This window comes from Thermus islandicus DSM 21543 (assembly GCF_000421625.1).
GTDB lineage: Bacteria > Deinococcota > Deinococci > Deinococcales > Thermaceae > Thermus > Thermus islandicus.
The window spans coordinates 429,020-437,023 of the sequence record NZ_ATXJ01000001.1; the positions used below are offsets into that span (position 1 = coordinate 429,020).

9 protein-coding genes are annotated in these 8,004 nt (G+C 68.2%); 2 read left to right on the forward strand and 7 right to left on the reverse strand.

Going from position 1 to position 8,004, the window contains the following annotated elements; translation table 11 throughout:
- Positions 1 to 18: 18 nt before the first annotated feature.
- Both H531_RS0102345 and aceE read right to left on the reverse strand, forming a co-directional pair.
- Positions 19 to 1,266 (reverse strand): 2-oxo acid dehydrogenase subunit E2, encoded by a 1,248-nt coding sequence (locus H531_RS0102345; protein WP_022797757.1) that lies wholly within the window; start codon positions 1,264 to 1,266, stop codon positions 19 to 21.
- 9 nt (positions 1,267 to 1,275) lie between these two features.
- Positions 1,276 to 3,993, reverse strand: a complete 2,718-nt coding sequence (gene aceE, locus H531_RS0102350) for a pyruvate dehydrogenase (acetyl-transferring), homodimeric type (protein ID WP_022797758.1) — start codon at positions 3,991 to 3,993, stop codon at positions 1,276 to 1,278.
- Positions 3,994 to 4,105: 112 nt separating this feature from the next.
- On the opposite strand from aceE, the gene H531_RS0102355 reads away from it, so the two are divergent.
- Positions 4,106 to 4,963 (forward strand): LysR family transcriptional regulator, encoded by an 858-nt coding sequence (locus H531_RS0102355; protein WP_022797759.1) that lies wholly within the window; start codon positions 4,106 to 4,108, stop codon positions 4,961 to 4,963.
- Here H531_RS0102355 and H531_RS0102360 read toward each other — a convergent pair.
- The 4 genes from H531_RS0102360 to H531_RS14680 form a co-directional block, all read right to left on the reverse strand.
- Complete coding sequence (locus H531_RS0102360) at positions 4,960 to 5,217, reverse strand: hypothetical protein (protein WP_022797760.1); 258 nt, start codon at positions 5,215 to 5,217, stop codon at positions 4,960 to 4,962. The genes H531_RS0102355 and H531_RS0102360 overlap by 4 nt on opposite strands.
- Positions 5,214 to 5,477 (reverse strand): septum formation initiator family protein, encoded by a 264-nt coding sequence (locus H531_RS0102365; RefSeq protein ID WP_022797761.1) that lies wholly within the window; start codon positions 5,475 to 5,477, stop codon positions 5,214 to 5,216. Before H531_RS0102365 ends, H531_RS0102360 begins: the two co-directional genes overlap by 4 nt.
- 157 nt (positions 5,478 to 5,634) lie before the next feature.
- The gene (locus H531_RS0102375) at positions 5,635 to 5,886 is read right to left on the reverse strand and encodes a hypothetical protein (RefSeq protein ID WP_156860437.1); all 252 of its coding nucleotides are present in this window, start codon (positions 5,884 to 5,886) and stop codon (positions 5,635 to 5,637) included.
- Positions 5,883 to 6,374 (reverse strand): YncE family protein, encoded by a 492-nt coding sequence (locus H531_RS14680; protein ID WP_022797764.1) that lies wholly within the window; start codon positions 6,372 to 6,374, stop codon positions 5,883 to 5,885. The genes H531_RS0102375 and H531_RS14680 overlap by 4 nt, the downstream gene beginning before the upstream one ends.
- A gap of 515 nt (positions 6,375 to 6,889) precedes the next feature.
- Between H531_RS14680 and H531_RS0102385 the strand changes: the two genes are divergently transcribed.
- Positions 6,890 to 7,333 (forward strand): Fur family transcriptional regulator, encoded by a 444-nt coding sequence (locus H531_RS0102385; protein WP_022797765.1) that lies wholly within the window; start codon positions 6,890 to 6,892, stop codon positions 7,331 to 7,333.
- Positions 7,334 to 7,517: 184 nt separating this feature from the next.
- Here the strand turns inward: H531_RS0102385 and H531_RS15305 are convergent.
- Positions 7,518 to 8,004 (reverse strand): hypothetical protein (locus tag H531_RS15305; protein ID WP_022797767.1); only part of this gene is annotated, 487 nt, incomplete at its 5' end.

Here is an 8,004-nt window from a genome sequence, read left to right on the forward strand (position 1 = left end):
ACGAGGAGCCCGGAAGGCCTATTCCAGGGCCAGGCCCACGGGGTCCTCGAGGAGCCCCGCCAGGTGGCGGCAGAAGCGGGCGGCCTCCGCCCCGTCTATGAGCCGGTGGTCGTAGGTGAGGCCGAAGGGCATGAGGAGGCGGGGCACGAAGGCCTCCTTCTCCGCGTCCCATACGGGCTTCACCTGGGAGCGGGACACCCCGAGGATGGCCACCTCGGGCCAGTTGACGATAGGGGTGAAGCCCACGCCCCCGATCCCCCCCAGGTTGGAGAGGCTGAAGGTGCCCCCCTGCATCTCCTCGGGGGTGAGCTTCCTCTCCCGGGCCCTCTCGGACAGGGCCTGGAGCTCCCTGGCCAGGGCGAGGACCCCCTTCTTGTCCACGTCCCGGATCACCGGCACCAGGAGGCCGTGGGGGGTGTCCACCGCCACCCCGATGTGCACGTAGTCCTTGTAGATGACCTCCTGCCTTTCCGGGTCAAGGGAGGCGTTGAACTTGGGGTAGGCCCTCAGGGTGAGGGCCAGGGCCTTGAGGAGGAAGGCGGTGAGGGTGAGGCGGAAGCCCCGTTCCTCGGCCTTCTTGGCGTAGCGCTTGCGCAAGGCCTCCAGCTCGGTGATGTCCGCCTCGTCAAAGTGGGTCACCATGGGCACCTGGGCCCAGGCCTGGGCCATGGCCCTCGAGGTGGCCTTGCGCACCCCGCTCATGGGCTCACGGCGCACCGGCCCCCACTGGCCGAAGTCGGGGAGCCTGGGCGCAGGGGGCAGAGGCTCGGAGGGGCGCGGGGTCTCCAGAAGCCCCGCTGCCCGCCGCACATCCTCTTCGGTGATCCGCCCCGCGAGCCCCGTGCCCTGCACCTTCAGGATGTCCACCCCGAGCTCCCGGGCAAGCCGCCTTACCGAAGGGGCGGCGGGGACGAGGCGGCGCTCCCCGGGTTCCGGAGCGGGCGGGGAAGCCGCCGCTACCGGAGGGGGCTCGGCGGGAGAAGCCCCCCGGGAAGAGGCCTGGTCCTCCTTGGCCTTGGGCGGGGCCTCCGCATCTACCGCGGCCAGCTCCAGGAAGGGCTGGCCCGGCCTTACCTCCTCGCCCACCCTGACCAGGACCCGCTTCACCACCCCGCCCACCTCCGCGGGCACCTCCATCACCGCCTTGTCCGTTTCCAGCTCCAAGAGGGGCTGGCCCGGGGCCACAGGGTCCCCCTCCTTCACCAGGACCCCCACCACCGTGGCCTGCGTGACGTTATCCCCCAGTTCGGGAAGCCTAAGCTCCATGCTCCCTCCTCACCGCCTGTGGGGCGGCACCTCCTCCAGGCTAAGCCCAAACCGCTGCCTGGCCTCCTCCAGGACCGCGGCCGCAAGCCCCCCGCCCTCCACCAGGAGGACGAGGGCGGCGTAGGCGATGTGCCGGGCGTCCACCTCAAAGAAATCCCGAAGGGCCTCCCGGGTGTCGGAGCGGCCGAAGCCGTCCGTCCCCAGGGCCAGGAAGGGCCGGTTCAGGTAGTCCCGGACCAGGTTGGGCAGGGCCTTGAGGTAGTCCGTGGCCGCCACCACGGGTCCCTCGTGCCCCTCGAGGGCCTCGGCCACGTAGGGCCTGCGGGGCCTGCCGAGGAGCCAGCCTTCCCTTTCCGCCTCTAGGGCGTCCAGGTAGAGGGCCTTGTAGCTGGTGGCGCTCCAGACGTCCGCCACCACCCCGAACTCCTGGAGGAGCTCCTGGGCCTTCAGGGCCTCGTTCAGGATGGACCCCGAGCCCCAAAGCTGCACCCTTAGGCCTTGCCCTTCCCCGGGGCGGAAGAGGTAGAGCCCCTTGAGGATGCCCTCCCGGATCCGGTCCTTGGGCTCGGGCATGGGGGGGTGGGGGTAGTTCTCGTTGGCGATGGTGAGGTAGTAGAAGGTGTCCTCTCCCTCCCGGTACATGCGCCTGAGGCCGTCCTCCAGGATCACCGCCAGCTCAAAGGCGTAGGCGGGGTCGTAGGCCCTGAGGGTGGGGGCGGCCAGGGCGTAGACGTGGCTTTGGCCGTCCTGGTGCTGGAGCCCCTCCCCGAGGAGGGTGGTGCGCCCCGCGGTGGCCCCCATGAGGAAGCCCCGGGCGCGCTGGTCGGCCGCGGCCCAGACCAGGTCCCCGATCCTTTGCAGGCCGAACATGGAGTAGGTGAGGAGGAAGGGGATGGTGGGGATGCCCCAGTGGGCGTAGGCGGTGCCCGCGGCGATGAAGTCGGCCATGGCCCCGGCCTCGGTGATGCCCTCCTCCAGGATCTGCCCTTCCTTGCTCTCCCGGTAGGTGGTGAGGGTGCCGGCGTCCACGGGGATGTAGAGCTGCCCCTGGGGAGAGTAGATCCCCACCTGGGCGATCAGGGCCTCCATGCCAAAGGTCCGGGCCTCGTCCGGCACGATGGGCACGATGAGCTTCCCGACCACCGGGTGGCGGAGCAGCTTGGCGAGGATGCGCACGAAGGCCATGGTGGTGGAGATGGCCCGCCCCCCGGAGCCCTCGTAGAACTCCTGGAAGAAGTCTTCCCCGGGGACCTCGAGGCCTCCCTGGAAGCGCACCCGGCGCTCGGGCACGAACCCCCCCAGGGCCTTCCTGCGCTCCAGGGTGTACCGCACCTCGGGGGAGTCCGGCCCCGGGTGGTAGTAGGGAAGCTCCCCTAGCCTCTCCTCGGGGATGGGGATCCCCAGGAAGGCGCGGGCCTCCTTCAGGTCCTCGTCGGTGAGCTTCTTCACCTGGTGGGCCACGTTCTTGGCCATGGCCGTGGGGCCCATGCCGTACCCCTTGATGGTGCGGGCGAGGATGACCACGGGGCTGCCCTTGTGCTCAAAGGCGGCCTTGTAGGCGGCGTAGATCTTCCTAAGGTCGTGCCCGCCCCGGGCCCGGGTGAGCTCGGTGAGCTCCTCGTCCGTCATGCCCTCTATGAGCCGCTTGAGCTCCGGGGTGTTGAAGAACCGCTCCCTTAGCTCCTTCCCCCCGAAGGCGGCGTAGCGCTGGCTCTCCCCGTCCACCAGGGCCTCAAATCGCCTTAGGAGGTGGCCCTCCTGGTCCTTGGCGATGAGGGCGTCCCAGGCCGAGCCCCAGACCACCTTGATCACCCGCCAGCCCGCGCCCCGGTAGAGCCTCTCCAGCTCCTGGATGACCTTGGAGTTGCCCCGCACCGGGCCATCCAAGCGCTGGAGGTTGCAGTTCACCACGAAGATGAGGTTGTCCAGCCCCTCCCTTGCGGCGAGGTGCAACGCCCCCACCGTCTCCGGCTCGTCGTGCTCCCCGTCGCCCAGGAAGGCCCAGACCTTGGCGGAGCTCTTGGGCTTCAGGCCCCGGTCCTCGAGGTAGCGCATGAACCGGGCCTGGTAAATGGCCTGGATGGGCCCGAGGCCCATGGAGACGGTGGGGAACTCCCAGAAGTCGGGCATGAGCCAGGGGTGGGGGTAGCTGGAAAGCCCCCTGCCCCCCGGCACCGGGGGGTGGACCTCGCGGCGGAAGTTCTCCAGGTCCTCCTCCTTAAGCCGGCCCTCGAGGAAGGCCCGGGCGTAGTTCCCAGGGGAGGCGTGGCCCTGGAAGAAGACCAGGTCCCGGTCCAGCCCCGCCTCCGGACCGCGGAAGAAGTGGTGGAAGCCCACCTCGTAGAGCTCGGCGATGGAGGCGTAGGTGGAGATGTGCCCCCCGATGCCTTCCGCCTTCTGGTTGGCCCGCGTGACCATCACCGCCACGTTCCAGCGCAGGATGTTGGCGATGCGCCGCTCCAGCTCCAAATCCCCGGGGTAAGGGGGTTCCAGCGCCTTGGGGATGGTGTTCAGGTAGGGCGTGGAGAGGCGGTTGGGCGGCGAAAAGCCCTGCAGGTAGAGGTACTCGTCCAAGAAGCGCAAGAGCTCCTCCACCCGCTCGGGGCCTTCCACCCGGAGCACGTACTCCAAGGACTCCCGCCACTCCCGGTTCTCCACCTCCTTAAGCCGCTCCCGCTCCTCCGGGGAGAGGGCCTCGAGGGCTCTCTTGAGCGCTTCCTCCGTCATGCTTCCCCCTTAGGCTAACCTACACTACACCGACTCACCCTTCAGTGTGGGGCAGGGGGAGGCGGCTTGTCCAATAGAAGCGGGGAAGGGAATGCGATAAGATTTTTTTATCATGGACCTGCGCCGCCTGCGCCTTTTCCTCCTCTTGGTGGAGGAGAGGAACTTCCACAAGGCGGCGGAGAGGGCCTACCTCTCCCAGCCCGCCCTCTCCCAGCAGATCCGGGCCCTGGAGCGGGAGCTTGGGGTGAAGCTCCTGGAGCGCCGCCCCTTCCGCCTGACCCCGGCCGGGGAGGCGTTGAAGGAGGGGGGCAGGCGGCTTCTGGAGGAGGCGGAGGCCCTAAAGGAGCGGGTGCGGAGGGCATGGCGGGAGGGCTTGCGCTTCGGGGTGCCGGAGAACCTCCTTCCCGACCTCATGCCCCTCCTGGACCACCTGCGCCGCGGCCTGGGGCAGGCGGTGGAGATCCTGGAGATGCACACCCCCGAGCAGGTGAAGGCCCTGAAGGAGGACCGCCTGGACTACGGCCTGGCCGGGCTCAAGGTGGTGGACCCCGGGATCGGGGAGGAGCCCCTTTTCAAGGTGCCCATCGTGGTCCTTTTGCCCGAGGACCACCCCCTTGCGGGCGAGGAGCGCGTCCCCTTGCGGGCGCTTAGGGACGAGCCCTTTATCCTGCTGCCCCGGGAAACCCTGCCGCCTCTCCGCGAGGCCTTCCTCGAGGTCTTCCGCCGGGCGGGCTTCGTCCCCCGGGTGGTGCGGGAGGTGGCCCGCTTTCCCCAGGCGGTGAGCCTGGTGGCCGCGGGGGTGGGGATCCACCTGACCCTCGCCCCCTACCGGGTCTTCCCCCACCCCGGGACGGTCCTTAAGCCCCTGGAGGAGGAGGCGGCCTTGCAGGTCTCCCTCATCTACCGTAAGGAACCCCCGCCCCCTAGGCTATCGGAGGTGCGGGGGCTTCTTCGGTCCTGGATCCCTTAGGCCTGAAGGCCCAGGGCCTCCCCCTCCCCCCAGGCGAGCTCCACCAGGGCGATGAGGTCCTCCACGGGCACCCCGTAGTCCCGGGAGAGGCGGGTGATCTCGTGGCCCAGCCGCCGCAGGTGGGCCAGCTGGGCCGGGTCGGCGTCCTGGGCCATTTCCAAGAGCCAGCCGAGAAGCGCCTGGGCCTCTTCATCGGTGAGGCCGGCCGTCAGGGCCTCGTCTTCCAGAAGGAGGTGGGCGGGGTCTTCCTTCATCGCCTCTTCAGTATCTCCTCTTTGCGCACCATGCCTAGCCTGCGGGCCAGGGCCTCGAGGTGGGCGGGGTCTTGGGCCGCGGCCACCAGGGCCTCGAGGCGGGCGATGGCGGCCTCCTTCCTCCGAAGCTCGGCCTCGAGGCGGGCCCGCTCCTGGGCCAGCTCGCGGGCCCGCACCCCCTCCTGGGCCAGGAGGAAAAGGGCGTGGACCAAGCCCAGGGCGAAGACCAGATGGAGGATGCGGTAGATCGGCCGCTCCAAGGTGGGGTCATTATACCCCCGTGGGCCTCACCAAGGGTGGGCCGGGTGCGGGAAGGGAGAAGAACCGGCACAGCAAGGCCTCCGGGATGGGGCCCGGAGGCCAGCGCCTGGGGCCTATCCTCTACCCGAGGGGCACCGGGGAGCGGAAAGGCCTGGGCTAGAGGGTCACCACCGGGTGGACCTGGGGAGGGTAGGGGGGAAGGAGGGTCCGGTAGAAGCGCTCCTTGGGCCTGTGGTAGAGGACCCCTCGGTACCAGAGGCCCGTGGAGTGGAGCAGGGCATCTTCCCTCAGGTAAAGGCTGGAGCCCACGCCCTCCGGGTGGGGCTTCTTCACAAAGCCCAGCCCCTCGAGGAGCTCATGGGCCGCATCCACCCCCATGAGGTACATGACCACGGGCATGGGATTCATGGCCGCACCAGCGCAAGCCGGGTGGGCTGGCCCCCGATCTTTAGCTGGCGTAGAACACGGCCCTCCCCCAGGCTCACCTCTGCCACCCCTCCCAAGTGGGGGAGGCTCACGTAGGCGAGGTTTCGCTCGGGCCACAGGGCGATGTCCGGGTAGGCGGCCCCGCCCGTGTCCTCGTGGACCTCCGGGAAGGGTTCTGGGGCTACCCTCAGCTCCCTCAGGAGCTTGCCCGCACCGGCCTCCCGCACCTGGAGCCGTCCGTCGGTCAGGAGGACCAGGAGGTGCTTGCCATCCGAGGCCCCCCTCAGAAAAACGCCCCCCAAGGGTATGGGGGAGAGGGTGAGGGCCTGGGGGTCCAGGATAAGGAGGTGGCGCACCTCGTCCGCGTAACCAAAGAAGACCCCGTCTCCCTCCAGGAACGCGCCGATCCGCTCTTCCGCCACCGGGTAAGGGATGCGGCTTCGCTCCTTTCCCCCCTCCAGCACCAGCACCTCGAGGGCGCAGGCGAAGAAGCTCCGGGCTGTGGCCCCGTGGAAGGCCTCCCCGTGCGCTGCGGGGCAAGAGAAGCGCCCTCTAGGCTCATCCCCCTGGGAGGGAGGGAGAGATGGGCCACCTCCTTGCCCTCCGGAAGGTCCAGGGCTAAAAGGCGGCTTTCCCCAGGGCGGTTGTCCAGGACGAAAAGCCGGGCCTCCGCCAGGAAGGTTTCCGGCACTTCCGGTACGGGCGCATGGGCCCAAGCGAGCGCGAGGAGGCCTAGGCTCAGGATTCCCAGGAGGTTTCCTCGCATGCTGCACCTCCGTGATTGGTCTTGCAATATCGTTTTCATTAAGTCAAGGGGCTGAGGAGGGGCATCCTGCCCCTCCAGACCCTTACCAAACTTTTGACGCGAACCGACCCTGCCTGGGGGTTGGAGACGCGTGAGAGAGGTTTATGCGGGTAAACTATCCCTACAGTGTTGCATTTGCACAACAGGGGTGTATACTGGAATGGAAAGGAAGGAGGAGTCATGCCAAGGACCAAGGAGAAGGAGAACTACCGGGCGCGGCTGAAGGCTGTGGGCCTGCGGCACACCCTGCCGCGGGAGAGGATCCTTAGCTACCTGGACCGCAAGAACGTCCACCCCACCCCGGAGGAGCTTTACAACGGTTTGAAGAAGCGGGGCTACGACATCGGCCTTTCCACCGTTTACCTGAACCTCCACGTCCTCAGGGAGCACGGGCTTATTTACGAGTTCAAGGACCCCAAGGGCAACACCCGGTACGACGGCTACACCGAGCCTCACGTGCACCTCGTCTGCACCTCCTGCGGCAAGGTGGAGGACCTCCTCTTGAAGAACCTCCCGGAGCTGGACCTGAACCCCGCCATGCAAGCGGCCGCCGAGCGGACGGGGTGGGCGCTGGAGGGCTTCCGCCTCGAGTTCCGGGGTAGGTGCCCGAACTGCCAGCGGTAGCGTTAAGGACCCCGCGCTGAGGAGGACCTTATGGGGAAGGTGGCCACCCGTTTCCTGGCGCCTTCCATGGAGATGAGGTCGGCCGGAATACGGGTGCGGCGGGGAGAGGAGGCCGATCCCCTGGGCGTGGGAGCCCAGGGACTCAAGCGGTCGCGCCTCCTCGGCGCCCCCTCCTGAGCTCTAATCACTTTTGCGTCCTCCCCTTGCCTGCGGCCAGCTCTGCCAGCACCCGATAGAAGAGCCTAAGGATGCGTCCCTTCAGCTTAGGCGGGGGCTGGGTCAGAGCCAAACGGCCTAAGGTGAATAGGCTCTGCCGCTTGGGATGGGCGACCAAGCGAAGGAGCCAAGGCCTTCCTTCAAGCCTCGCCCCCAAAAGCACCAGCAGCACCTGGGCCAAGAACAAAAGCGAAAGCCACCCCACCAGGCTCGCCTGGGTTCGCAAAAGGTGCCGGTCCAGCCCTAGCCCTGCCCCCTTCAGGTCGCGAAACCCCTCCTCGATCCACATCCGCAACGCATACCCCAGGGGTTCAAAGAAGGATCCCTGGGGCAGGCTTAAGGCCAGGTACCAGGGCTCCTCCCCCTCCTGGCTTAGGAACAGGTGTACCGGAACCGCACCTTTGAGCTTGGCCCGGAAGGAGAAGGGCGCGGGCACCTGGGGATACCGCGCCTTG

Coding starts and splice junctions, on each gene's coding strand:
- H531_RS0102345 (WP_022797757.1), bottom strand. CDS start 1,266: ATGGAGCTTAGGCTTCCCGAACTGGGGGATAACGTCACGCAGGCCACG.
- H531_RS0102360 (WP_022797760.1), bottom strand. CDS start 5,217: ATGAAGGAAGACCCCGCCCACCTCCTTCTGGAAGACGAGGCCCTGACG.
- aceE (WP_022797758.1), bottom strand. CDS start 3,993: ATGACGGAGGAAGCGCTCAAGAGAGCCCTCGAGGCCCTCTCCCCGGAG.
- H531_RS0102375 (WP_156860437.1), bottom strand. CDS start 5,886: ATGAATCCCATGCCCGTGGTCATGTACCTCATGGGGGTGGATGCGGCC.
- H531_RS0102355 (WP_022797759.1), top strand. CDS start 4,106: ATGGACCTGCGCCGCCTGCGCCTTTTCCTCCTCTTGGTGGAGGAGAGG.
- H531_RS0102385 (WP_022797765.1), top strand. CDS start 6,890: ATGCCAAGGACCAAGGAGAAGGAGAACTACCGGGCGCGGCTGAAGGCT.